Source organism: Porphyrobacter sp. AAP60, assembly GCF_001296025.1.
Classification (GTDB): domain Bacteria; phylum Pseudomonadota; class Alphaproteobacteria; order Sphingomonadales; family Sphingomonadaceae; genus Erythrobacter.
Genome location: NZ_LJHV01000008.1, coordinates 210,206 through 233,373, shown reverse-complemented (window position 1 = coordinate 233,373; position 23,168 = coordinate 210,206). Strand labels below are relative to the sequence as shown.

Here is a 23,168-nt window from a genome sequence, read left to right as displayed (position 1 = left end):
GCCTGCTTACAGCCCTTCGCGCGTCACCGGGGCCGAGAAGGCATAGCCAAGATTGCGCACGGTCTTGATGAAGAGCGGCTGCTTGGGATCCGGTTCGATCTTGCGCCGGATGCGACTGATCTGCGAATCGATGCTGCGGTCAAAGGGGTTGGTGTTCACCCCGCGCGACAGATCAAGCAGCATCTCGCGCGAGAGCACCCGCGGCGCGCGTTCGACCAGCGCCAGCAGCAGCGCGAACTCACCCGATGTCAGCGCGACTTCGTTTCCGCGCGCGTCCTTCAGGGCGAGTTGATCAGGCAGAACGGTGAACCCCTCGAACCGCCAGACGCGCGTCGGCGGTGGGGCCGGAGCGGGGGCAGTATCAGTGTCGCGGCGACGCAGCACCGCCTTGATCCGGGCGACCAGCTCGCGCGGGTTGAACGGCTTGCCCAGATAATCATCCGCGCCGATTTCCAGCCCGACAATCCGGTCGATATCCTCGGCCATGGCGGTGAGCATGATGACCGGGATATTGGAGGTCGCCCGCAAGCGGCGGCAGAAGCTGAGGCCGTCTTCGCCCGGCATCATCAGGTCGAGCACCACAAGATCGGCCCGCGCCTCTGCAATTGGCGCTTCGGCTTCGGCCACTGAATGCGCCGTCAGGGTGCGCATCCCGCTGCGTTCCAGCACCCCGGCAACGAGGGCCAGAAGCTCGGGATCGTCATCAACGACGAGGATGGTTGGGCCCTGTTGCACGGGGCAATGATAGGCACCCGCCGGACTTGGCTCCAGAGCCATTTTGCAACCATTTGTGTCTGGACACGCGCGCTGTGGCAACATTTCGTCACAAATTGTGTCGTGCCAGGCAAATGAGGGCAAAGCGGCGCGGTCATTCTCTCTCCATCGCAACTGATGGAGACCCCCGATGACCGAGACTTCAATTCATTTCCCCGTTCTTGTGGCGAGCCTTGTGATCGGCCTCGCGCTGACCCTTGCCGTCCCGGCCCACGCGCAATCGCATGACCAAATGCGGAAGCTGCTCGAACGTGCCGACACCAATGGCGATGGCGAGATCACCCGCGCCGAATTCGATCGGGTCCGCGCCGAGATGTTCGCGCGCCTCGATCGCAATGGTGACGGCTATGTCGACAGCAAGGACCGCCCCCGGATGTTCGGCGAGCGCTTCGATCAGGCCTACCGCATGCTTTCGTCGCTGGACACAAACGGTGACCGGCGGATTTCGCGCGCCGAGCTCGCCAACGGCGAAGCGCCTGCCTTCGTTGCCGGTGACACCAATGGCGACAATGTCCTCAGCCGCACCGAGATCGCCGCGCTCAGTTCGCCCCGCTGAGCCCGGCCGGCCCACCATCACCCGATCCGCTGGAGCACACCATGCTGACCGATCAGCCCCCGATTGCCTTCGTCCTTGTCGTCGCCCTCTTCGCGCTGGCCGAGTTCGTCTGGCGCAGGCGATCAGGGCGAGGGTATGATCTTGGTTCGCTGGGTGCCAGCCTCGGCGTGATGGTGGGCCAATTCGTTTCCAAGCTCATCAATGGCGGCGTGGTGACCGCCGCGATGTTCGCGGTGTTCGCGCTAGCGCCTGTGCAATGGGCGCTGGATGATTGGCGCACCTGGGCGGCCGGTTTCATCGTGCTGGAGTTCTTCTATTACTGGCAGCACCGTTTCAGCCACACGATCCGCTGGCTGTGGACGTCCCATGCGGTGCACCATTCGCCCAACGAATTCACCTTGCCCGCTGCCGTCCGGCTTGGCTGGACCGGGACGATCTCGGGCGCGTGGGTGGTATTGCTGCCGATGGCGCTGATGGGCTTTCATCCCGTGGTGATCGCGACGCTCATGGCGGTGAACCTGCGCTACCAGTATTTCCTGCATACCGAGGCTGTGGGCAAGCTCGGCCCGCTGGAATGGGTGTTCAACACGCCCTCGCATCACCGGGTGCATCACGGTTCGAACCCCACCTATCTCGACACCAATTTCGGCGGCGTGCTGATCGTGTTCGATCGCCTGTTCGGCACTTTCGTAGCCGAGCGGGCGGACGAGCCAGTGCGCTACGGCCTGACCACGCCGGTCACCAGCAACAACCCCTTCGTGATCGCCTTTCACGAATGGGCGAACCTGTGGCGCGACCTGAAGCAGGCGCGCTCGGTGCACAGCGCATGGCGTGCGCTGTTCGGGCGGCCCGCGGCGCCCCTCGGCAGACCGCTTTCCGATCCCCCGCAGCAGGCGCTTACCCCCGCCTGATCACCCCACACGCAAAACCTGGAGAACCACCATGACCCCCACCCTTCGCCCGCATAGCCTGCTGTGCATCGTCGCTGCCTTTGCCCTGTCGTCGTGCGGCGGCGACGAGACCACCGCGCCGGTTGCCGTCGCACCCGCCCCGACCCCCACGCCCACGCCGACCCCAACGCCCACGCCCACCCCGACGCCCACCCCGACCAGCGCGAGGCTGCTAGAGGACATCAAGTACGGCGAAGGCGCGACCACGACCGGCAAGGTCGACCTGCTGCTCGATATCTACCAGCCCCAAGCCACCTGCACCGCCCCGCGTCCCACGGTCTTCTATGTCCACGGCGGCGGTTTCATTCTCGGCGACAAACAGGACCAGCTCGTGGCCGCCATCGCCCCGCAGATCACCGCCGCAGGTATCAACTTCGTCTCGATCAATTACCGGCTCAGCGGCGATAGTCCGGTCTTTTCGCAGGAATTTTCCGCCTTCGCGCAGGCGCTGGTCGATGATGGCTTCGCCAATCCCCAAAGCAATCTCTTCCCCGCCGTGGTCAGCGCCATTGAGGACGGAGTCACCGCCCTGCGCTGGATGGACGCAAACGCGGACGAATATTGCCTCGACATAGATCGCATGGGCTATTGGGGCTCGTCGGCAGGCACGATTATCACCGCTCAGATTGCCTATGGGCTCAACCAGTTCGGCATTGCCCGGCCCGAACCGCGCTTCCACAACGCCTGGTGGGGCGAGCTTTTCCGTATCAGCGACCTTGAAGCGGGCGAGGTTCCGTTCCTGATCCTGCATGGCGAAAATGACCCGCTGGTGGATATCCAGGTCTCGCGTGATCTGGCGGCGCGGGCCGATGCGGTGGGGGTGCCCTATGCCTTCTACACGCTGGTCGGCACCGGGCACGGTTTCGACACCAACAATCAGGCGCAGACCGCCGCCGGCGTCGAGGCTTCGGTCAGGTTTGCGGTGGATCATCTGACTGGCGGCACGCCAACCTATGGCCGCTTTGATTTGCCTTAGGGAGAGTTGCAAGCGGCAACGCCTCTTTCCCGTGCAAGCATTACCGGGAATGGGCGTTGCCGCCATTCGCCGTTCCGCCCAGCTCTGGGTCGAGATCTGCCGGAAGGTCTTGGGGCGTGCCTGCCGTCCCGCGGAGGCGTGGCGAACGGCGGGTTTCGCCACGAGCCGACAACGAGCATTCAGAACGCTAAGTCAAGATGCCGCCTGTCTGCGTACGTGCTGCTCGTGTTCCATGAGCAAATGGTCACCCATCCATGGCAAGGCGCCTCACCACCCGCATCATCAAGCCCGAGCTTGAGCAATTGCCTAATGCGAACGATTAAGCCATCAAGTCGGCTGAAGGGGAAGGATAATGAAGCGAATCGGGCTCGGGCTCTTGGTGTTGGTGGTGATCGTCCTGGCGGCGGGCTTCGTGTTCCAGAAGTCGATCGGTGCGGCCCTCTACCAGCGTGCGGCGCAGGCAGTGCCCGGGCGCGACCTGCTGGCAAGCCTAGGCGACGGTCTTCATGTCGGGCTGTGCGGCACCGGCTCGCCCATGACCAACCCGACCCGCGCCGGGCCCTGCAATGTGGTTGTCGCCGGAAACCAGGTGCTGGTGATCGACATGGGCGAGAATGGCAATCGCAACCTCAACATGATGGGCATCAGCGCCGGCGATGTCGACGCCTTGCTGCTCACCCATTTCCATTCGGACCATATCGACGGCCTTGGTCCGCTGATGCTGTACCACTGGACCCGCGGCACCAGCACCGCCCCGCTGCCGGTCTATGGCCCCGAAGGCGTCGAGCAGGTGGTGGCCGGCTTCAATGCCGCCTATGCGCTCGATCACAGCTACCGGATCGCGCATCACGGCGAAGAGGTCGTGCCATCCAGCGGGGGAGGGGCTACGGCGCGGCCCTTTGCGCTGGAGGGCAACTCCGCCGTCATCTTTCAGAGCGGCGGCCTCACCGTGACGGCGTTCAAGGTCGATCACGACCCGATCAAGCCTGCGGTCGGCTATCGCTTTGACTACAAGGGGCGCAGCGTGTGCATCAGCGGCGATGCGGCCAAATCCGACAACCTGATCGCGAGCTGCAAGGGGGCCGATCTGATTGTCCATGATGCCTTGCAGCCGCAGATGCTCAGGAAGGTCGGGGCGGCCTTCGCGGCTGACGGCAATGCCAGCACCGCGAAGATCTTCACCGACATCGAGGATTACCACTCCACGCCCGAACAGGCGGCAGAGAGCGCGCAAGCGGCGGGCGCGCGGATGCTGGTGCTCTCGCACCTCGTCCCGCCGCTGCCGTTCTCCTATCTCTACCCCGCCTTCCTCGGCGACGCGCCCGAACGGTTCGACGGCGGAATCGTGGTCGGCGAGGATGGGATGCTGTTCTCGCTACCGCCGCAAACCGAGGCTATTGATCGCCGCAGTCTGCTATAGGGCAGGGCCCAATGTACAAGCTCCACGGCGCGCTGGCGTCACCCTATTCGATGAAGATGCGGGCGATCCTGCGCTATCGCCGGATCCCGCATGTCTGGTCGCAAGGCCCGGCGGCGCGCGCGGCGCAGGCGCATGTGAAGGCGCCGGTGATCCCGGTGCTGGAATATCCCGATGGCCATTTCGCCAATGACAGCACGGCGCTGATCCACGATCTCGAAGCGCGGCACGCCGAGCGCTCGATCGTCCCCGACGATCCGGCGCAGGCGTTCGTCGCGCATCTCATCGAGGATTTTGCCGATGAATGGCTGACCAAGGCGATGTTCGGCTATCGCTGGCTAGAGACGGTGGATCAGGACCAGATGAGCCACTGGCTCGCCTTCGACCTGTTCCAGGGCGGCGGGCTGGCGCAGATCGAGAGCTTCGCCAGCGCCTTCCGTGACCGGCAGGTCGGGCGCATGGCGCTGGTTGGCTGCACGCGCGAAAATTTCCCGCTGATCGAGGCCTCCACCCGCCGGGTGCTGGCCGCGCTGGAAGCGCATGTAACCACGGGCCATTGGCTGTTCGGCACCCGCCCGTCGCTGGCGGAGTTCGGGATTTACGGGCAGTTCTCGCAACTCGGAGTCGATCCGACCGCGCAGGCGATGATGCGCCGCGACTATCCGTACACCTATCGCTGGCTCGCCCATGTCGACGATGCCTCGGGCGTGGAGGGCGATTGGGCGCCGGGATGGCCCCCGGTGGTCGAGGCGCTGCTGAGCGAAGCAGGCCGGGTTTACGCGTCTTTCTTGCTCGCCAACGAAGCTGCACTTGCGGCGGGGCAAAGCAGCTTCCGAATTGAGGTCGACGGATTGCCCTATGAACAGGGTACTTTTGGCTATCAGGTGAAGTGCCTCAATGCCTTGCGCCGCAGCTATGCCGAACTGCCCCCGGCCGCGCGCGCCGAGGTCGACGCGCTGCTGGCGCGCCATGATATGCTGGCACTCTTCGCCTAACGCGGCGCGGGCAGTTGGTTGTCGACGAGGCGGAAGCCGATGTGATCGGTGCCGAGGTCACGTTCCTGGAACTGGCGCGCGGCGGGGCGGTACCGGGCGCAGTAATTGGCTGCGCACAGGTATGACCCGCCTTTGATCACGTTGACCGGCAGGCCCGGACGCGCTGCGGCGGTGGTCCATTCCCAGACATTGCCGATCATATCGTGGAGGCCAAAGGCATTGGCCGGAAAGCAACCGACCGGCGCGCGGGCGGTGAAGCCATCTTCGCCAAGGTCGCGGGCGGGGAAGACGCCTTGATAATAATTGGCGGTCGGGTTGCCAGCCGCATCCTTGGGCTCGGGCAGGCTCTCGGCGCCAGCGCGTGCGGCAAATTCCCACTGCTCCTCGCTCGGCAGCGACAGCCCGGCCCACTGCGCATAGGCGAGTGCGTCATTATAGGTGACCTGCACCACTGGATCATTGTCGCGCCCGTCGATCGCGCTTTCAGGGCCAGATGGATTACGCCAACTGGCGCCCGGCACCCAATTCCACCAATTGCGATTGTCGGACGTCGGCACCCGGAACACGGCCGATCCGGGCAGAAGCATTTCGGGCGGCGCGCCCGGCAAGCTGGGCGGATCGCGCTCGGCCTCGGTGCGGTAGCCGGTGGCGGCGACAAATCGGGAAAACTGGGCGTTGGTGACCTCGGTCTGGCTCATCCAGAAGCCTGCCACCTCAACCTCACGCGGTGGGCCCTCCTCGGAGTAGCGGGCATCCTCACCCATGGTGAAGTGGCCGCCCGCAATCCACACCATGCCTGGTTCGGTCAGGCCGGTGCAGGCGGCGGCAACCACCTTCCGCCGGTCCTGCTGCGGCGCCTCCCCGCAGGCGGAAACCGCAAACAGCAAGGCAAGCATTAGCCCAAATGGCCCGCTTGCGAACTGCCGCCGATTGGACCGCGCCTGCTCGGCCCACTTGTCGTTGTGCCCAATCATTCCTGCCTCACCCGGATCGTCATCGACCATGTGGCACATCTTGCGTCAATATGCTCTATCCGGTCCACCCACGCTGGACATCATGCCGCATCGCCACGCGTCCATTGACACCACATCGACCAAAAATGTAGTGCATTAATCCACAAGTGGGAGAGCGTGGCATGAAAGTGGGTCGGTTGGTTCTGCTGGGTCTTGTTACCCTCATTGCGCTGTTCATGGGGCTCAACGCGGGCCTCTGGCTGATTGTCCCGGCGCGCGCGGCCAAGGTGCTTGAAATGCCCTTGCTGACCGGCTCGGGCCTGAGCAGCCAGATGGATATTGGCGCATTCTTCATGAGCGCGGCCACTTTCGCGGCCCTCGCACTGTTCACGCGCGACCGGCCGTGGTTCATCGCGGCGTCGGTGATGCTGCTGGGCGCGGCCGCTTACCGCACCGGCGCCTTCCTGTTCCACGGTGCCCCTTTCCTCGCCCACATGGTGGGGATCGAGATCGTGATGGGCTCCATTCTCATCACCGCCAGCCGCGTGCTCGGGCGCGGGCGCGAGAGCAACGGCTAGGCCATGCAGACCCTACGATCGCGACTGCTGCTGCCGTTCCTTGCCATCGCCGCTCTGGTGGGCGCAACCGGACCCGCTGTGCAGGCGGACAAGCGCCCCAACGTCGTGATCATCCTTGCCGATGATGTCGCCCTGATGGACTTTGGCGCCTATGGCGGGGAGGCGCGCACCCCCAATATAGACATGCTGGCGGGGCGCGGGGCGCTGTTCACGCACTACCGCGCCTCGCCGCTGTGCTCGCCTTCGCGCGCGATGCTGCTGACCGGGATGGACGCGCACCTCACCGGGGTCGCCACCATTCCCGAAGTCCTGCCCAAGGAGCAGCGCGGCCAGCCCGGATACAAAATGGCGTTGGAGCCGGGCGTGCTGACGCTCGCCGACCGCTTGCGGGCGCAGGGCTATCGGACGGTGATGGCGGGGAAGTGGCACATGGGCGAGGCGGCGGACGAAATGCCGCAGGCCCACGGCTTCGACCGCAGCTTTGCGCTGGCAGCCTCGGGCGCGGACAATTGGGACGACCGCTCCTACATGCCCTACTACAAGGACGCGCCGTGGTTCGAGGACGGGGTCGAGACGAGCCTGCCAGAGGATTTCTATTCCTCGCGCTTCATTGTCGATACGGCGATCGAATATCTGGCCGAGACCGATCCGGCCAAGCCGTTCTTCGCCTATCTGCCGTTTCAGGCGATCCACATTCCGGTGCAGGCCCCGCAGGAATTCATCGACCGCTACAAGGGGCGCTATGATCGGGGCTGGGAGGCGTTGCGGGAGGAGCGCCACCGGAAGGCGCAAGCGCTGGGCCTGATCCCGCAGGGTGCGCCGCTCGCTGCGCTTGCCCCCGGTCACCGCGCTTGGGAGAGCCTGACAGACGAGGACCGCGCGCTCTATGCGGCGCGGATGGAAGTGAATGCAGCGATGCTGGAGGCGATGGACTTCCACATCGGGCGGCTGATCGCGCACCTCAAGGCCAAGGGTGCGTACGACAATACGATCTTCATCGTCTCCTCCGACAATGGCCCAGAACCTTCGCGAGGGGACGACAGCGCCGTCATCAGCCTGTTCCACAGACTGGCCGGCTATCACGTCGGCGCCGATAACATGGGCGGTCCGGGGTCATGGGGCTTTATCGGCCCGGAATGGGCGGCCGCCGCCGCCACACCCGGCGCGTGGTTCAAGTTTTACGCCACAGAGGGCGGGATCCGCGTGCCGCTGATCATGGCGGGGCCCGGCATTGCTCCGCAGCGGGTCACCAGCCCGGCGATGATCACCGATGTCGCCCCGACCGTGCTTGACTGGCTTGAGATCGACCCGAAGCTAGCCAAGGGCAAGCCGATGACCGGCCGCAGCCTGCTGCCGGTTCTCAGCGGTGCAGCCGAAAGCGCCTATGGCCCTGGCGAGGCGCGCGCAGTTGAGGTCTCGGGCAATTCGGCGCTCTATCTCGGCGATTACAAGATCACCCGCAGCGTGCCCCCGGTCGGCGATGGCATTTGGCGGCTTTACAATCTCGCGCGCGATCCGGGCGAGACCACCGATCTCAGCGCCAGCGAGCCTGTGGTCATGCAGCGGCTGCTCGCCGAATACAGCGCCTATGCCAAGCGGGTGGGCGTGCTGGAGATGCCGGAGGGCTATGATTCCTTCGTCCAGGTGACCAGAAACACCGGCGCGCGGCTGCTCAACAATTACCCCTGGCTTTATGGTGTGCTGGGCGGGATCCTGCTGATGTTTGCTGCGGTGATCTGGCTGGCGGTGCGTTTGGTTCGGGCGTTGCTGCGCCGGCGCCGCACCGCTCAATAGGCCTGCGTCGCGATCACGCGGGTGCGCTTGAGGCCCTCGTCGCGGTCGCTGAGCGCCCGGCGGTAGAAAGGGAATTGCTCCATGGCGAAGATCGCAGTCGGATCGGGGTAGATCATCGCTGCAACGTCATCCCAGGGCGCCTGCCAGTCCGGACTATTTGGCGCAGCCAGCACCGCTGTGATCCGGCCGGCAAACAGGAATTGACCGCCGACGCCGTGAACGGCCCGCATGGCCTGGCGGCCATAGCGATGATAGGCCGCGCGCCCGTCCGCAGCGTCACCCTTGGCGATGGCGGGATATTCGAGGTAATTCATCATCGTTACGGGCAAATCCTGAGGCAGGGCCTGGGCCTTGGCGATGGCTTCCATAGTGGGCAGCACATCGCGCCGCCCATCGATCTGGTCGAGCGCGGTCGGCAATGGCGCCGCAGGCCTGCGGGTGAGGCCGAGCAGATGCCGCAGCCGAAGCACTCCGAGGGCCATCGCGGGGACTGGAGTCAGGGCGACCTCGGCCACAAACAGGTCTGACACCTTTGGCTGGGCCTTCAGCTCCTGCAGAGCGCGCGGGTCGGGCGGCAAGATCAGGTAATCGGTCCAGTAGGGCTCGCCGTCACCGATCAGAGTGTACAGGGACGATGAAGCCCACAGGGCGTCAGGAGCGATCAGACGCAACGCCGGATCATCCCGCTGCAGCGCTGCAAAAATGACCGTGTCATGCCGATAGATGCGCCGCGATGGCTGCCGCAGCCCGGTGATCATGGCCGCGGCGATGGCCAGTACGACAAGCCCGCCAATGACGGCCAGAGCCGTGAGCACGATGTTCATTCTCGTCGATCCCTCAATTGGGCCAGAGGATGTATTCATCCCCCTTGGCGGCGGCCTGATCGAGGGTCTTGTCGATCACGATCGGGCTGATCAGGCTGTGTGGCCAGAGAGAGGGCACCGCATTGGCGTGGTGCGCGGCGAGCAGGGCCTTCAGCTCGGCGACCTTCTGCGGCTGCTGGCGCGCAAGGTTGGCCTTCTCGGTCGGATCGGCGGCGAGATTGAACAGCCACAGCTTGTTCTGGTAGCCATCCACCTGCAGCTTCCAGTCGCCCGCGCGCACCACCCGGTAGTTGCCCGATTGCCAGAAGATCGCATCATCCTTGCGTGTGAGCGGGCCAGTGCCGGAGGCGGCGGGCATGAAGTTGACCCCGTCGATCACCCGGTCGGTCGGTAGAGGCACGCCAGCGGCCGCGGCAAGGCTCGGGAACAGGTCGATATGCGCTACCGGAGTATCGACCACCGTACCCGGCGCGATCCGCTGCGGCCATTTCACAAACATCGGCACGCGGATGCCGCCTTCGAACAAGGTGATCTTCCAGCCGCGATAGGGGGCGTTGACCTCGGGGATGCCGATATAACCCGGCGCGCCATTGTCGCTGCTGAGCACCACGATGGTGTTGTCGGCCATCCCCTCGGCCTCCAGCTTGTCGAGCACCCGCCCGACGCTGCGATCCACCGCGCGGATCATAGCGGCATAGACCCGCTCGCGATGCGTCCCGAATTCGCCGACCGCGTCGAAATCCTCCTTGGTCGCCTGCAGCGGCGTGTGCGGCGCCCAATGCGCGAGGTGGAGGAAGAACGGGCGGTTGCGGTTGGCCTCGATCACCCGCAGCGTCTCGTCGGTCCACCAGTCGGTGAGATAGCCGCCCGGCGTGAAGGGCTCGCCGCCATTGTAGGACGCGGCGTAGCTCATCGCGGCCCACAGGAACTTGTCGATCGGATCGAAATCGAGCCGGGCGTTGACGACGTTCGGGTCATCCTCGGGCAGGTACAACCCGCTGTGCATCAGCAGGCTTTCATCGAAACCCTGCGCATTGGGCAGGAATTGCGGGCTGTTGCCGAGGTGCCATTTGCCGATGTGGACGGTGTGGTAGTCCTGCTGCTTGAGCAGTTCGGCAATGGTGATTTCCGATTGCGGCAGGCCCTTGTTGCGGAACGGCAGGTCATCGTCATTCACCGCGGGATTGACCTCGAGCGGGGGCAGGTGGGTTTGCTCGCGGCCTGATGCGAAAGCGGCGATCACATTGGTCATGCCATCGGGCGTGGGCGTGAATTCAAACCCGGTGCGGGTGGGGTATCGCCCGGTCATCAGCATCGCGCGTGATGGCGCGCAGGTGCCGGTGCCCGAATAGGCCTGGCTGAAGATCGCGCCTTGTGCCGCCAGCTTGTCGATATTGGGGGTAGGCACGCGGCCCCCGGCGATGCCGCCGCCAAAGGTGGTGATGTCGTTGTAGCCCAGATCATCAAGCAGGATGAAGACGATATTGGGCGGTCGCTCGGTAAGCGGCGCGGTGGCCTCGGCCGGACCCTGGTTCCATGCGACAACCTGCGTGGGCCCGGGTTCGATCCGGTTCGCCTCGGCCCGGTTGAGCGCGATGGCCTGAATGATTGCCGCCCGGTTGAACCACCCCAACGCGCCGATCAGCAACACTGCGACAAGCGTGCCGATCCCTATCTTCTTGAGCATTCCGTTTCCTCTCAGCGCGGCATCGCGGCGCCTAAGCCTTACCGCTGGAGCCTTGCCCACCGCAGTGGCACGCCGCTCCCGCACAGAATTAATGGAAGCAATTAGAAAACGCAATCCACTCCGCAGAAAGGCGAGGATTCCAACCTGCACCGGCTGCCTGCAACTCGGCTCTTGCGAGGGAGAAAATAATGTCTACCATTAATGCAATGTAGCAGCCGTCGCAGACAGAATGGTGGCGGACGACCTTGGGAGGGTAAATTGCAGCAAGATCACCGGGGCCATGCGCCCATTGCACTTCGTTCGGCTCTGGCGATTGGGGCCGCACTGCCAGCTTTGCTGGTCGGCCTCGCCGCGCCCCTGCATGCGCAGAATCAAGGCGTGGGCGAGTCCGAACCGCAGGAGGTGCAGACCCCTCGCATTCCGGTGATCGTGGTCACCGCCACCAAGCGCGAACAGACCCTGCAGGAAACCCCGGTCGCGGTTTCGGTCGTAAGTGCCGAGGAGATCGAGGCTGCCGAGATTCAGGACTTGCTCGATCTCCAAACCCTGGTCCCCTCACTGGCGGTTCGCCAAGGGCAGACTTCGGGCAACACCACCTTCTTCATTCGCGGGTTCGGCAACGGCCAGAACGCGATCGGGCTTGAGCCTTCGGTCGGGGTGTTCATCGACGGGGTCTATCGTTCGCGCTCGGCGGCTTCGATTTCGGACCTGCCCAATCTCGAACGGGTCGAGGTGCTCCGCGGGCCGCAATCGACGCTGTTCGGCAAGAACGCCTCGGCGGGGGTCATTTCGGTCACCACCCGCAAGCCGCAATTCGAATTCGGCGGCCGGGTGGAATCAAGCATCGGCAATTATGATCACCGCCGCGTTGATGCCTTTGTCACCGGCCCCATCACCGAGAACCTCGCGGCCTCATTGTCGGGCAACTACAACCGCCGCGACGGGTTTTTCGACGATCTTGGCACCGGCGCCGATACCAATCAGCGCGATCGCTGGGGCGTGCGGGGGGACATCCTGTGGGAGCCCACGCTCGATGTCAGTTTTCGGCTGATTGCCGATTACGACAAAATCGACGAAGTGTGCTGCGGCATCACCAATCTGATCGAAGGCCCGACTGGCGCCAGTATTCGCGCCATCGGCGGGCAATTTGTCTCGGAAGACCCGTTTTCCTACGATGTCTATTATGACGTAGCTCCCGCCAATGAAATCGAGAACGCGGGCGTCTCGATTCAGGGCGATGCCGATCTTGGCTTTGCCGCGCTGACCAGCATCACCGCCTATCGCAGTAACAAAAGCTCATCCGATTTCGATGCTGACATCACCAATCTTTCGCTGTTCAGCACGGTCGCGCAGCAGAGCGATATCGAGACCTTCACGCAGGAAATCCGGCTGCAATCGGTAGGCACTGGCAATTTCATCGACTGGACGGTTGGCGGGTTCTATTTTGACGAGAAGCTGGCGGTCAACAACCAGATCCTCAACGGCGCCGATTACCGCCGCTATCTTGATGCGATCGGCAACCCGCAAGTGCTCGCCAATCTCGAGAACTTTATCACCCAGAGCACCGGAACCCGTCCGCCCACGCTGGGCGGTGCCGGCCAGGGGGTTGCCGATAGCGGCAATCAGGACAACACGGCCTGGTCGGTGTTCGCGTCGGTTGACTTGAACCTCACCGACCGGCTGACCGCCACGTTTGGCATCAGCTACACCGAGGACGAAAAGCAGGTCAGCTTTGAGGCGGTGAGCACCGAGGCGCTGTCGAGCCTCAATCTTGACCAGCTGGGCTATGCAGCAACCCTGTCACAGCTTTTGTCGGGGCGGGGCATCAACCCCACCAACCCCGCTCAGGTCGGGAGCTTCATCCAAGCCAACCCGCAGGCCTATGCGCAGCTCCAGCAGCAGGCTCTGACCGTGGCCCGCGGCCCGAACAATCCCTTTAATGCTTTGCGCGCGCTGCAGCCCTTTCCCGCTTTTCTCGGCTATCCCAATGCGGTCGAAGACGGGCGGAGCAACGACAGCAGCACCGACTTTACCGTGCGGCTGGCCTATGATGTGACCGACAACATCAATGTCTATGCATCTTATGCGACGGGCTTCAAGGCGACCTCGTGGAATCTTTCGCGCCAGAGCCGCCCGTTCGCGGGCGATTACACGGCGGGCAATCCAGTGTTTGATCGCTTCACCCAGCGTCCGGTGTTCGTGACGCCCGCTTCCCCGATCGCTGATGCGGGTCTCAGCAGCGTCAACTTGTCCACGGGCACCCGCTTCGCTGGGCCCGAGGATGCCGAAGTTTACGAAATCGGCCTCAAGGCCGCGTTCGATCGGGTGAGCTTCAACCTGACGGTGTTCGATCAGACGATCCAGAACTTCCAGACCAATGTCTTTCTCGACAATGGCTTCGTGCTTGCCAACGCGGCGGAGCAATCGACCATGGGGGTGGAGTTCGATTTCAACTGGAACCCCTATCAAGGGCTGATCCTGTCGGGCGGGGCGACCTTCCTCGATCCGGTCTATGACAGCTTCCCCAATTTCGGGAACGGGGTCGACATCTCCGGCCAGCAGCCGCAAGGCATCGCCGAGACCCAGTTCACTCTTGCGGCCAATTACGGTTTCACCATTGGCAGCCTCGATGCCTTCGTGCGGGCTGACTGGCAGCATATCGGGGATTCGCCGTTCTTCGACGATCCGGCGCAACAGGCGATCATTGACGCGTTTGATTACACGCGCGAACAGAACCTCATCAACGCCTCGCTCGGCATCCGCACGCAGAAGGGCTTTGCGGTCAGCCTGTGGGCGCGCAATCTGTTCAATGACGAATATCTCGTTTTTGCCAGCCCGACGGTGCTTCAGGCTGGGTCTTTCAGCGGCGCGCCCGGCCAGCCGCGCACTTTCGGCTTGACCGTGCGCCGGTCGTTCTGAGGCGGGGATGGCCCGTTTCCTGCGATACCTCGCGCAGCTCCCGCCGGTGCTGCTGGCGCTGATCTTCGGGGCGCAGGGGATCATGTGGCTCGTCAATCCCGCCAGGGCCGTCCGGTTCTGGGGCTTTCCCCTGCCGGAAGGCGGGATGGGCCTCAGTTCGATGATCGGCGCGCTGGCGGGCTGGTCGCTGACCATCGCGGTGTGCCTGCTGCTGGCGCTGATCCGGCGGCAGCGATTCTGGTATTATCCGCCGATGATGATTTTGGGCTTTCTGGCGCTCGGGCGGATCGTGGCGGGCACCCTGCATGGCGCGCCGTCCTTGCCTGGAAGGTTCATTCCCGAGCTGGTGTTCGTCGCCCTACTCTATCTCGCCGCGCGGGCGACCGCAGCGCCGCGCGATGCTTGAACAGCGGGTCGAACCACGTTAAAGCGGGGGAATAATGCATCGCATTACACCGCGACAATGGCAGCGTGGCCCGAAGGATATGGGAGAGTCGATGATGATGAAATTGTTGATTGGACTTGGCCTTGTTATGATCCCGGTGGCGGTCGGCCTCTTGTGGATGACCCGTGACGGCGCGATGGTGACGCCGCAGGGATCGGGAGGGGTCACCACCGCTTCAGGAACATTCGAAGGCTTCCCCCTGCCCGACTATGCCGCCGCAGCCCTGCCGCAGGGCTACAAGAGCTACCTCGTCGAAGTCGAACCGGGGATCAAGATCCACGTGCTCGAAGCCGGAGAGGGCACGCCGATCTATCTTCAGCACGGCAATCCGACCAATGGCCTGCTCTATCGCAAGATCTGGCAGGAACTCCCCACCGACCGGATGCGGCTGATCATGCCGACCATGGTGGGCCTCGGCTTTTCCACCAAGATCCCGGCGAGCGACCACACGCTGGAAAACCACGTGCGCTGGATGAATGAAGCGCTGCGCCAGATCAATCCGGGCGGGCTCGTTTATGTCGGGCAGGACTGGGGCGGAGCGGTTGGCCTCGGCGCGCTGATGCGTTCGTCCGAGCTGCTCAAGGGCATGGTCATTCTCAACACCGGGTTCATGGCGCCCAAGGAGAAGTTCGAGCTTTCGCGCCCGCACGCCATCGCCGCCACCCCGATCATGGGCGAGGTCCTGCTCGAAAACGTCGTCTCGGTGTTCGATCGCCTGCATGAGACGCAGGGCGATCCGGCCTCGATCCCGCCTGAAGTCGCCGCGCTCTACGCTCGCCCGGTGCGCGAGAGCGGCAACATCAAGGGGCCTCTGGCGCTGATGCGGATGGTCCCCACCGGCCCCGATCACCCGACCTCCCCGCTGATGAGCAAGGTCGAGGCCTATGCCCGGGCGCTCAAGGTGCCGACCGAGATCGTGTGGGGCACGCGCGATCCCATACTCGCCCGCCTTTTGCCCGCGATGATCGAAATGTACCCGGCGGCACGGGTGACCGAGACCGAGGCAGGCCACTTCCTTCAGGAAGAAGTGCCGGTCGAGATCGCCGAGGCTATCGAGCGCGTCGTGGCGGCGGTGGAGGCGGAGTAACCGCCCCCGCGCGCGCTACCGGCCAAGCTGGCGCAGGTTTTCGGCGTGCTTGGCCTCATCGATCTGGTAGCGCGCGATCACCGCGATCATGCTGAGCCACAGCGCCAGCACCAGCGGCACGTAAAGGGCGCCCATCCACCACAGCGTGTCGGCACTGACCTCTTCGACCTTGGCCCCGGTCGGCAAGGCGGCGAGTGTCAGCACCGCGCTCGCCGCCATCACGCCGAGGCCGCGCACTGACTTGTCAACGAAGGTCTCCGCCGCGTTGAAGACGCCTTCCGAGCGTCGCCCGGTTGTGACCTCGCTATCCTCGACCAGATCGGCCAGCATTGCGGAAAAGAGGATCTGGAAGCAGATGATCAAGCCGACATCGATAATCTGTGCCACCAGCACGAACCAGAACACGAAAGGATCGTCATTGGGCGGCAACAGGCCGGCGAGCCGCAGGACAATCGGCAACGGGGCGCCGAGGAAGGCGACCAACCCGACTATGATTGCCCCGCGCTTCTTGCCCATGCGCCGTGAGGCAATCGGGGCCAGCACAAAGCCGATCAGCGCAGCCACGAACGTCCCAAGGAACAGCATACCGGTCTCTATTTCACTGAAGCCCCAGAAATAGATGAAGAAATAGAGCGACATGCCCGAGCTCAGCCCCGCCGCGATGCCGAACAGCATGGCGCCTGCGAACAGCGCCAGAAACGAGCGATTTGACAGGGTTTCGAGCAATTCGCCAAAGATCAGCCTGAAGGTGACACGGCGCTTGGGCGGTGCCGGGGTGAGGTAGGGGATGCGCGAATGCACACCGATGGAACCGATCAGGATCGATAGCAAGATCACCACCGCCGCCACGGTGCCGTAAGTGAGGTAGGCCTCGGGATTGAAACGGCCATCGGCAATCTCCGGGGTCTTCGAGCGCGGAAACAGGATGAAGAACATCCATACCGACAACGCATTGCCGCCGGTCCACCCCAGGAAATAGCGCAGACTGATCAGCGAGGTGCGCTCGCCGTAATCGGCGGTCAGTTCGGGGGTCAGCGCGGATGACGGCGTGCGGTAGAAGGTGAGCGCGGTGCGGACCGTGACGGCCAGCACCAGCAGATACCAGAACAGCACGCTCTGGCTTGCCCCCTCCTGGGGCGGCGACCACAGGAGGAAGAAGCTCAGCGCCACCGGGATCGCTGAAGCATACATCATCGGATGCCGCCGCCCCCAGCGCGAGCGGAAATTGTCCGACCAATAGCCCACGATGGGATCACTGATCGCATCGCATATCAGTGCGATCAGGATCGCAAGACCCACCAGCCGCGCATCGAGCCCGACCACCTGACTATAGTAGATGAGCAGGAAGAACTCGAACCCGCCCGCTGCCACACCCGGGGCAATCGCGCCAAGGCCAAACGCCAGCCTGGTCCAGCGACCGAGCGGCGGGGCCGCGACCGGGAACACCAGCGGCCTTGCAGCGGCGGCCGCGCCGCGGTCAGCATCATGCACAGGCGCTCTCCCCAAGAGGCGTAACGCGGGTCCTTACAATTTTTCCTCAACTTGCTATTTCTGTGCGAGGATAAGTGGACCCGGCATTGCCATTCTAATGCTTGACATTACTAGCGAGTGATATGGAAGTTTCAAGCCGTCAGGACACCAAGGCCGAATTGCTGCGATCAGCCGAGCGGCTGATTGCCGAGAAGGGGCTCGGCGCGGTCTCGGTCAAAATGATCACCACTGATGCGGGCGCGCGCAATCCCAGCGCGGTGCATTACCATTTCGGCAGCATCGAAAGCCTGATCGAGGAAGTCTTCGCCAAGCGCTACCGCGGAATCGAGGCCGAGCGGGCGGTGCGGCTCGAACGGGTCACCGAGAGCGATCCGCAGGCTCGGCTGGTGGCCTTGGTCGAAGCGGCGATCGGGCCCTTTCTCGAAGTCTGCCTTGAAGAGTACGGCCGAGTCTACGCACGGTTCTGTTTGCAGTTCGTTTCCGATCCGCGGTTCGACTACGCCAAGCTGATCATGAACGCGGGGGCGCACACCTTAGTGCGGCTGAGCGAGGAGATCATCGCTTGCCTGCCGCACATCCCGCTCGCAACGCTGGAGCCCCGGATGCGACAGAGTTTCGTCATCGCGATGGTTCAGGCCGTGAGCTTTGCCCGCGCGGTCGAGGCGGGGACAGCAGCGCCGATTGAAGCCGCGGTCAGGGAAGCGGCCATCTGTCAGGTGGCCTATCTGAGCGCGCCTGCTTAAGCGCCGGTGATAGCCGCGCTCGCTTGACAATCTAATGTAATGCATTAAATTGCCCTCATCACAGTGCGATGGCCGCTGCGCTTCGCCGCCTACCCATGGCGCCGGGTCGCACCCTGCCGTTGATGGCAGGCCATCCGGTGCAGCGCACAAACCAGGTGAGGGGTCTGCATGATGACGACGGTGCTCGAAAAGGCTGATATCAAGGCGAAATACGCCGCCGAGCGCGCCAAGCGCCTGCGCCCTGATGGCAATGCGCAATACCAGCGGCTGTCGGGCAAGTTCGCCGCGCTCGCGGCCGATCCCTACACGCCCTATATTGAGCGCGATCCGGTGGCCGATCACGTCACGTTCGCCTTTATCGGAGCAGGCATGTCGGGCCTGGTAGTCGGCGCGCGGCTCAAGGAAGCGGGGATCGATAGTTTCCGGCTGATCGACAAGGCCGGCGGGGTCGGCGGGACCTGGTACTGGAACCGTTATCCCGGCGCGCGCTGCGACACGGCAGCGATGATCTACCTGCCGCTGCTCGAAGAGACCGGCTACCGCCCGAGCGAAAAATACGTCCGCGGGCCCGAAATCCTCGCCCACTGCGAGCGAATCGCCCAGCATTACGGCCTCTACGACAAGGCTCTGTTCCACACCGAAGTGTCGAGCATCGAATGGCAAGAGTCCGCGCGGGTCTGGCGGATCACCACAAACCGGGGCGATGATTTCACCGCCAAATATGTCGCGATCGGCACCGGGCCGCTGCATGTCGCCAAGCTGCCGGGCATTCCGGGGATCGAGAATTTCCAGGGCAAGTCGTTCCACACCAGCCGCTGGGATTACGACTATACTGGCGGCGATGCGCTGGGCGCGCCGATGGACAAGCTTGCCGACAAGCGGGTCGCCATCATCGGCACCGGGGCAACCGGCGTGCAGTGCATCCCGCAAGTCGCCAAGACCGCAAAGCAGCTTTACGTGTTCCAGCGCACGCCGTCCTCGGTCGATGTGCGGGGTAATCATCCGATCGACCCCGAATGGTTCGCCAACATTGCTCAGCCGGGCTGGCAGAAGCGCTGGATGGACAATTTCGTCGAGAACATGGGCGGGGGCATTCCGTCCGAAGACCTGATCAATGATGGCTGGACCGCAATCTCGCGCCGCATCCGCGAAAGGGCGCTCGGCGGCACGCCGCTGTGGTTGGCTCGGCTGCTCGCGCGTTTGCGCCGGGCGCTCGGCACCACGCCCAGCCAGGAAAGCACCGCGCGGGTGCGGGCGGCCTTCGAGGATGCCGATATCGAGACAATGGAAAGGATCCGCGGGCGGGTCGACAGCTTGGTCACCGACCCGCACACTGCCGAGCATTTGAAGCCGTGGTATTCCCAGCTCTGCAAGCGGCCCTGCTTCAGCGACGAATATCTGCCCGCCTTCAACGCCCCTAACACCACGCTGGTGGATACCGATGGCAAGGGGGTCGAACAGATCACCGAAACCGGGCTGATGGTCGGCGGCAAGCACTATGAGGTCGATTGCATCGTCTACGCCTCGGGCTTCGAATTTGGGGCCAATTTCCAGCTCAAGACGGGCTTTGATCTCAAGGGGCGCGGCGGGCAAATGCTGTCCGAATATTGGGCCGATGGTCTACAGACGCTGCACGGCCTCCACATGCACGGCTTTCCCAATGCGTTTGCGGTGCAGATGAACCAGGGGGCCAACATGGTCTCCAACATCCCGCACAACATCGTCGATCACGCCGCCACCATCGCGCAGGTCGTCGCCCATGCCGAGCACCACGGCTATGCCGAGGTCGAGCCCACGCAGGAGGCCGTCGACGCATGGGTCAAGCTAATCCTCAGCACACCGCCCTCGATGATCACCTCGGCCGATTGCACGCCCGGCTTCTGGAACAACGAGGGGCAAGGCTGGGACGAAAAATTCCGCCGCTCTCAAGGTCACCCCGGCGGTGCGGACGGCTTCTTCCGCCACATTGCTGCCTGGCGCCGCGCGGGGGATTTCCGAGGTCTGGTGTTCAGCGCGTAGGCGCCAGCGGCGCACCGGGGTTTGCGCCGCGCGTGCAGACCGGTAAGTTAGCTGTGAGACAAGCGCGGGGAGAGGCACCATGAGCGAAACTGTTGACGTTTTCTGGTCATTCCGCAGCCCCTATTCGCGGCTGGTGACGGCAGACCTCCTCCAGCTGCGCGACGACTATGCTGTCGATGTCCAGCTGCGCGTCGTGCTGCCGCTGGCGGTGCGCAATCCGCAGGCGCTGTTCGATTCCTCCAACCGTAGGCCGCCGCGCTACATTGTCATGGACAGCGTCCGCCGGGGCGAAATGCTCGGCCGGCCGATCGTTTTCCCGGCCGATCCCGATCCGATCGTGCAGGATTTCCGTACGATGGAGGTCGCCAAGGAGCAGCCCTATATCTACCGCCTGTCGAAGTTGGGTGTGGAGGCCAATCGCCGGGGTCGGGGCGTTGAGCTGGCTGACCGGGTCGCCGCGCTGATCTTTGGCGGCACGCGCGGGTGGGATCAGGGCGACCTGCTCAAGGAAGCCGTGGCCGATGCTGGGCTGGACCTTGCCGAGCTCGATGCGGCCATTGAAAGCGGCGATCATCTCGAAGAGATCGCGTGCAACCAAGACACGCTCGATGCCGCTGGGCACTGGGGCGTGCCGACCATGGTGTTTCGCGAGGAGCCATTCTTCGGGCAGGACCGGATCGATACCCTGCGCTGGCGGCTTGACCGCGCCGGTCTCGCCAAGAGCTAGGCGCTGCGCGGCGCCAGATTATCGCCCAATCCACTGCGGTATGGCTCCGGTTAATGTTATGCATTATATCAGGGCTTCAGGGCGGTTGGTCGCGGGTCCCGCGATTCTTCGGCCCCGAGCTTCTGCCTGACCCATAAACCTTTGGAGATTGACCGATGAAGACCCTTGCAAAGATTGCTGCCTTCGCGGCAGCGGCGATGTTCCTTGCCCCGGCGGCCCACGCCGACATGTACCAGGACCGGCTCAACGAGCTGCGGACCAAGTTCAAGGCCTCCGACACCAACAAGGACGGCAAGCTAACGCACAAGGAAGCCAAGGACGGCGGGATGACCCGCGTTGCTGCCAATTTCAGCCGGATCGATACCGACAAGGACGGCTTTGTCACCCTCGCCCAACTCGAGGCTCAGATGGCTGCGCGCTTCAAGTAAGCGGCCAGCGCGGGGCGCGCCGATGTGGTGGATCGGCGCGCTCCGCACCCTTTGCTATTCTGGCGGAAAATCCTTCAGAACCTTGGTAACCCCTTCGCGGATCTTGGCCGAATCGAGATTGCCCCGTCGGCCCACCACCTCGGACGTATTGACCGTCTTGGTGCCCGCCCCGTGCCAGACGGGGGATTTCGTCTTCACATCATAAATGTCGATCGCCAGCGTGCCTTCGGTGTAGGCCTCCACCTCGGTGGTGGTGACGGTCACCGGGGTGATCGCGCCCACCGCGACGGGCCGACGATAGGCCGGGTAATAGGCCCGGCCCCAGCGCCAATTGGTCTGGTTCACCCAGAAGGTCTCGGGGCTTTTGATCACCTCGGTGGTGCTGCGGCTGCCGACCGTGAACGACACGCCGAAATCGGCCTGTTCGAGCGCTTCGACGTAGCGATAGCCCTTCGCCTCGAGCTCGGCGCGAACCTCGCGGGCGAGCCGCGGCTCCAGCATCGGCGGCACGCGGGTTGCGCCCAGCACCGTCATCGGGCTTTCTCCCGCCCAGGCGAAGGTTTTGTAGGTCCCGAAATCATGGGCCTGATCAAAGTCCGAGGTGAACTTGGTGGTGGCGCAACCAGACAGCATCAGAGCGCCAGCAGCGATGGCAAGGTGAAGTTTGGTCATCATGTTCTCCGCTCAAAATCCAACGGCAGCATGCCGCCCATGGCTTGCGCCAAACTCCGGCTCACTTGGGTGACGGAAGCTCTGCACGGGTCACCACGCCATCGCCGTTTCGATCCAGCATGGCGAAGATGTCGGGATCGGACCTGTTCCACTCATCAAGGGTAACGCGCCCATCCTTATTGCTATCGAACACTGACTTGACCTGATCGAAGGCCGGTTCAAACTTTCGCTTTGCCATGGGCCTTTTAGGTCTGTCCTGCTTGTCGATGACCCCGTCCTCGTTGCGGTCGAGCCTGGCGAACATCTGCGCGCGATGCTGAATGAGCTCGGCACGCGTCGTCTTTCCGTCACCGTTGAGGTCGGCCTCGATCATCATCTCGGCAATCTTTTCGAGCGCCTCAATGTTCGGCTGAGCCGACAGGGTGCCAGTGGTCACGGGCGACATGGAAACGGCAAGCGCACCGAGTATTGGAAAAACCTTGTTCATGTCACACCTTTTGGCTTTGCGGGGCGGTCCCCGATCACGGCTCTGACCGCGTAGAGGGCACAGCTAATGTGATACATTAATTGCTTGCGGTGATCAATGGCCAACAGCGGTTTCTGACGGGCCTAATGACCGATATGGAAGCGCAAACCTCATTGGCCGCTTTGGTGCATTCTGTTGACAGCTTCTGTCAAAAGCGGACGTTCATAGTGGCTGTCGCGAACGACCGGCCTTGGGTCGGCAGCTGCCGTCTTCGAATAGCTGATAGGGCTACTGTTTTGGGCTTCTGTTCGCCGAAACAATCCACTCGGCAAGTGGCGAATCGCTGACATGTTGCGTGCCGTTCAACCGCCAGAACTCGATCCCGGCTTTTCAGCCCAACCTGCCGGAGGCTCCCGTTCTGGGCGAATGTCTGAGAGTTCCGAGCTCAAGGAGTCAGAGGCATTGAATCCGAACCGCGCGATTGGGGAACAGTGAGCACACCCTACCCCGCGAATTCGGGTTGCATATCTCTGATATTTCGACGGAAACACGGTTTGTGCACAAATGATCCGCCTGCGAGTTATGCGGGTTTGCGGCGAGTTGTGGGCAACTCGCTTAGCCATAACAAGTTGAATAGAAGTCGAAATTCTTCGATTTAATGCGGGTC

Annotated in this window: 21 protein-coding genes; 14 read left to right on the top strand and 7 right to left on the bottom strand. The window is 63.5% G+C overall.

The genetic code is table 11. The features are described 5' to 3' along the window. Window positions 1-6: 6 nt before the first annotated feature. Complete coding sequence (locus IP79_RS07045) at window positions 7-735, bottom strand: response regulator (RefSeq protein ID WP_054118553.1); 729 nt, start codon at window positions 733-735, stop codon at window positions 7-9. A gap of 169 nt (window positions 736-904) precedes the next feature. Here IP79_RS07045 and IP79_RS07040 point away from each other — a divergent pair, with 169 nt between their 5' ends. The 5 genes from IP79_RS07040 (at window position 905) to IP79_RS07020 (ending at window position 5,668) form a co-directional block, all read left to right on the top strand. After that, the gene (locus IP79_RS07040; RefSeq protein WP_054118552.1) at window positions 905-1,330 is read left to right on the top strand and encodes an EF-hand domain-containing protein; all 426 of its coding nucleotides are present in this window, start codon (window positions 905-907) and stop codon (window positions 1,328-1,330) included. Window positions 1,331-1,371: 41 nt separating this feature from the next. After that, on the top strand, window positions 1,372-2,241 hold the full coding sequence (locus tag IP79_RS07035; protein ID WP_054118551.1) for a sterol desaturase family protein: 870 nt from the start codon (window positions 1,372-1,374) through the stop codon (window positions 2,239-2,241). 31 nt (window positions 2,242-2,272) lie between these two features. Beyond that, the gene (locus IP79_RS07030; RefSeq protein WP_054118550.1) at window positions 2,273-3,256 is read left to right on the top strand and encodes an alpha/beta hydrolase; all 984 of its coding nucleotides are present in this window, start codon (window positions 2,273-2,275) and stop codon (window positions 3,254-3,256) included. A gap of 352 nt (window positions 3,257-3,608) precedes the next feature. After that, window positions 3,609-4,676, top strand: coding sequence for an MBL fold metallo-hydrolase (locus tag IP79_RS07025; RefSeq protein WP_054118549.1), 1,068 nt, complete (start codon window positions 3,609-3,611; stop codon window positions 4,674-4,676). An 11-nt stretch (window positions 4,677-4,687) separates the two neighbouring features. Further along, the gene (locus IP79_RS07020) at window positions 4,688-5,668 is read left to right on the top strand and encodes a glutathione S-transferase (RefSeq protein WP_054118548.1); all 981 of its coding nucleotides are present in this window, start codon (window positions 4,688-4,690) and stop codon (window positions 5,666-5,668) included. Here the strand turns inward: IP79_RS07020 and IP79_RS07015 are convergent. Continuing rightward, window positions 5,665-6,672, bottom strand: coding sequence for a formylglycine-generating enzyme family protein (locus tag IP79_RS07015; RefSeq protein ID WP_324608177.1), 1,008 nt, complete (start codon window positions 6,670-6,672; stop codon window positions 5,665-5,667). The genes IP79_RS07020 and IP79_RS07015 overlap by 4 nt on opposite strands. Before the next feature lie 131 nt (window positions 6,673-6,803). Here IP79_RS07015 and IP79_RS07010 point away from each other — a divergent pair, with 131 nt between their 5' ends. Together IP79_RS07010 and IP79_RS07005 are read left to right on the top strand one after the other, a co-directional pair. Continuing rightward, entirely contained in the window at window positions 6,804-7,199 is a 396-nt protein-coding gene (locus tag IP79_RS07010) for a hypothetical protein (protein WP_054118547.1), read from the top strand. A 3-nt stretch (window positions 7,200-7,202) separates the two neighbouring features. Continuing rightward, on the top strand, window positions 7,203-8,993 hold the full coding sequence (locus IP79_RS07005) for an arylsulfatase (RefSeq protein ID WP_054118546.1): 1,791 nt from the start codon (window positions 7,203-7,205) through the stop codon (window positions 8,991-8,993). Here the strand turns inward: IP79_RS07005 and IP79_RS07000 are convergent. Together IP79_RS07000 and IP79_RS06995 are read right to left on the bottom strand one after the other, a co-directional pair. Then, window positions 8,987-9,817 carry a hypothetical protein gene (locus IP79_RS07000; RefSeq protein WP_054118545.1) on the bottom strand — a complete coding sequence of 277 codons (831 nt, stop codon included), beginning with the start codon at window positions 9,815-9,817 and terminating at the stop codon, window positions 8,987-8,989. The two genes, IP79_RS07005 and IP79_RS07000, sit on opposite strands and share 7 nt — an antisense overlap. A 13-nt stretch (window positions 9,818-9,830) precedes the next feature. Then, a complete protein-coding gene (locus tag IP79_RS06995) occupies window positions 9,831-11,504 on the bottom strand; it encodes a sulfatase (protein WP_054118544.1) in 1,674 nt (557 codons plus the stop codon). Window positions 11,505-11,882: 378 nt separating this feature from the next. Here IP79_RS06995 and IP79_RS06990 point away from each other — a divergent pair, with 378 nt between their 5' ends. From IP79_RS06990 to IP79_RS06980, 3 genes are all read left to right on the top strand, one after another. Further along, a complete protein-coding gene (locus IP79_RS06990) occupies window positions 11,883-14,423 on the top strand; it encodes a TonB-dependent receptor (RefSeq protein ID WP_197273767.1) in 2,541 nt (846 codons plus the stop codon). Between the two features lie 7 nt (window positions 14,424-14,430). Beyond that, complete coding sequence (locus IP79_RS06985) at window positions 14,431-14,829, top strand: DUF4345 family protein (RefSeq protein WP_054118542.1); 399 nt, start codon at window positions 14,431-14,433, stop codon at window positions 14,827-14,829. Between the two features lie 157 nt (window positions 14,830-14,986). Next, complete coding sequence (locus tag IP79_RS06980; RefSeq protein ID WP_197273766.1) at window positions 14,987-15,955, top strand: alpha/beta fold hydrolase; 969 nt, start codon at window positions 14,987-14,989, stop codon at window positions 15,953-15,955. Between the two features lie 15 nt (window positions 15,956-15,970). Here IP79_RS06980 and IP79_RS06975 read toward each other — a convergent pair whose 3' ends face one another. Then, window positions 15,971-17,446 carry an MFS transporter gene (locus IP79_RS06975; RefSeq protein ID WP_233994115.1) on the bottom strand — a complete coding sequence of 492 codons (1,476 nt, stop codon included), beginning with the start codon at window positions 17,444-17,446 and terminating at the stop codon, window positions 15,971-15,973. Window positions 17,447-17,568: 122 nt separating this feature from the next. Between IP79_RS06975 and IP79_RS06970 the strand changes: the two genes are divergently transcribed. The 4 genes from IP79_RS06970 (at window position 17,569) to IP79_RS06955 (ending at window position 21,363) form a co-directional block, all read left to right on the top strand. Continuing rightward, window positions 17,569-18,189, top strand: coding sequence for a TetR/AcrR family transcriptional regulator (locus tag IP79_RS06970; RefSeq protein ID WP_054118540.1), 621 nt, complete (start codon window positions 17,569-17,571; stop codon window positions 18,187-18,189). Window positions 18,190-18,357: 168 nt separating this feature from the next. Further along, window positions 18,358-20,208: a flavin-containing monooxygenase gene (locus IP79_RS06965; protein ID WP_082337068.1), complete on the top strand. Its 1,851-nt coding sequence runs from the start codon at window positions 18,358-18,360 to the stop codon at window positions 20,206-20,208. 79 nt (window positions 20,209-20,287) lie between these two features. Further along, window positions 20,288-20,935, top strand: coding sequence for a 2-hydroxychromene-2-carboxylate isomerase (locus IP79_RS06960; RefSeq protein WP_054118539.1), 648 nt, complete (start codon window positions 20,288-20,290; stop codon window positions 20,933-20,935). 155 nt (window positions 20,936-21,090) lie between these two features. Continuing rightward, the gene (locus tag IP79_RS06955; protein WP_054118538.1) at window positions 21,091-21,363 is read left to right on the top strand and encodes a hypothetical protein; all 273 of its coding nucleotides are present in this window, start codon (window positions 21,091-21,093) and stop codon (window positions 21,361-21,363) included. A gap of 54 nt (window positions 21,364-21,417) precedes the next feature. On the opposite strand, the gene IP79_RS06950 is transcribed toward IP79_RS06955, so the two are convergent. Both IP79_RS06950 and IP79_RS06945 read right to left on the bottom strand, forming a co-directional pair. Beyond that, entirely contained in the window at window positions 21,418-22,038 is a 621-nt protein-coding gene (locus tag IP79_RS06950) for a DUF4136 domain-containing protein (protein ID WP_054118537.1), read from the bottom strand. Between the two features lie 58 nt (window positions 22,039-22,096). After that, on the bottom strand, window positions 22,097-22,522 hold the full coding sequence (locus IP79_RS06945; RefSeq protein WP_054118536.1) for an EF-hand domain-containing protein: 426 nt from the start codon (window positions 22,520-22,522) through the stop codon (window positions 22,097-22,099). Window positions 22,523-23,168: the final 646 nt, after the last annotated feature.